Origin of the sequence: Vibrio mimicus CAIM 602 (genome assembly GCF_000338875.1) — a bacterium.
GTDB lineage: Bacteria > Pseudomonadota > Gammaproteobacteria > Enterobacterales > Vibrionaceae > Vibrio > Vibrio mimicus.
Genome location: NZ_AOMO01000081.1, coordinates 1 through 1,521, shown reverse-complemented (window position 1 = coordinate 1,521; position 1,521 = coordinate 1). Strand labels below are relative to the sequence as shown.

Genomic DNA, 1,521 nt, shown 5'->3' with positions numbered 1-1,521 from the left:
CGAACAAGAAATTCAACGTCTTCTGCCCAGACTAAAGCAGATTGCTGAAAATACTAATCAAGCCTACCAATACCCACTCGACACTCGTGCTATTTTGCAAGGTTTTGCATCATTTAATACTTCGTCCAGTTTTCACAATCTCTATCATGCTGCCATCGATTACTATGCAGAAGTGGGGGCGCCAGTTTATGCAATCTCAGATGGTATTGTGAGTTACTCAGGGTATATGAGTGGATATCCGGGTTTGGTGATCATAGATCATGAAAAAGATGGTCTTTATTCTCTGTATGGGCATCTCTCGTTGAAAAAATGGATGGTATCGTTAGGTGAAGTTAAGAAAGGTGATTTGCTTGGGTATATTGCGGAGCCTTCAGAAGACTTTGGTATAGGCCCCTTCGCTCATATCCATTTTGCGATCCGATTTGGTACGAAAAAAGACTATTCAGAAAATGGCGTTGATCGGTGGATGGCGGGGTATACGCCTATGCATCCAGTATTCAAAGGCTTCATTGACCCAGAAAAGTTCATTGCTTTAACAATGTCTGGTAAATAGCGTATAACAAACGCCTCAAGAGGGACTGTCAACGCGTGGCGTTTCCAGTCCCATTGAGCCGCGGTGGTTGCAGTTGTTGCGTTTGAGTTTAGTGGTAATGCGTTGCCAGCCCCTTAGGAGGGCGTTATGCCACTTCATTGAAAATCTCTAACTATTTGTAATTTTTAGGCTAAATCAGTGACAAGGAAGCTAGTGATAAGATGAAAATGATATTTGTAGATGCTGAAAATATAGGCCTCAAAGAATTGGAAAAGGTTAAAGCGACAGTAATTGATAAAGTGTTTGTCTTTTCCAAAGTCGAGTCAGTTCAGCGTATTTGTGAAAAATCACTATTTTTGTACCTTTCTGACTATCCTTCTGGCACAAATCAAGCCGACTTTTATATCATCGCTTACCTATCTAAAGTCCTGTTAGCATTAGACAAAAAACAGTTTAGTACAGTTATTTTTGAACTTTACAGTAATGATGAGAGTTTGATTTCTGCGTTCGAGTTTCAGTGTGGACAACTTGGCGCTAATGTCCAAACAATACGTACTAAAGATGATACCGTAGTTCAAATGCCTGGTGTGCAGCAAGAAAACACGCCACAAGATAAAGTGTTTTCTGCTCTTAAATCTCCGAAGGCTTTGGATCCGACATTACAAAAGCAATTAGGCTTATCTAAGTCTGATTTTACTAAGGCAATTAACGAGTTGACCAAGTCCAAAAAAATTCAACGTTCAGCAGAAAATAAACGAAAATGGGTTCGTTGTTAACAGTGGCATAACAAACGCCTCAAGAGGGACTGTCAACGCGCGGCGTTTCCAGTCCCATTGAGCCGCGGTGGTTACAGTTGGTGTGTTTGAGTTTAGTGGTAATGCGTTGTCAGCCCCTTAGGCGGGCGTTATAAGCAAGTTGAAGTTTGGGCTTTAAAGGAAAGTAAAAAATGGAAGTTGAATATTTTGTAAATCGCCCAATTACGCCAGAGC

Annotated in this window: 2 protein-coding genes; both read left to right on the top strand. The window is 41.0% G+C overall.

Annotation, left to right across the window (positions count from 1 at the left end; translation table 11 throughout):
- On the top strand, window positions 1-553 hold a 553-nt coding region (locus tag D908_RS01975; protein WP_005527201.1), incomplete at its 5' end, for a M23 family metallopeptidase.
- Window positions 554-753: 200 nt separating this feature from the next.
- Window positions 754-1,308: a hypothetical protein gene (locus D908_RS01980; RefSeq protein ID WP_005527200.1), complete on the top strand. Its 555-nt coding sequence runs from the start codon at window positions 754-756 to the stop codon at window positions 1,306-1,308.
- Window positions 1,309-1,521: the final 213 nt, after the last annotated feature.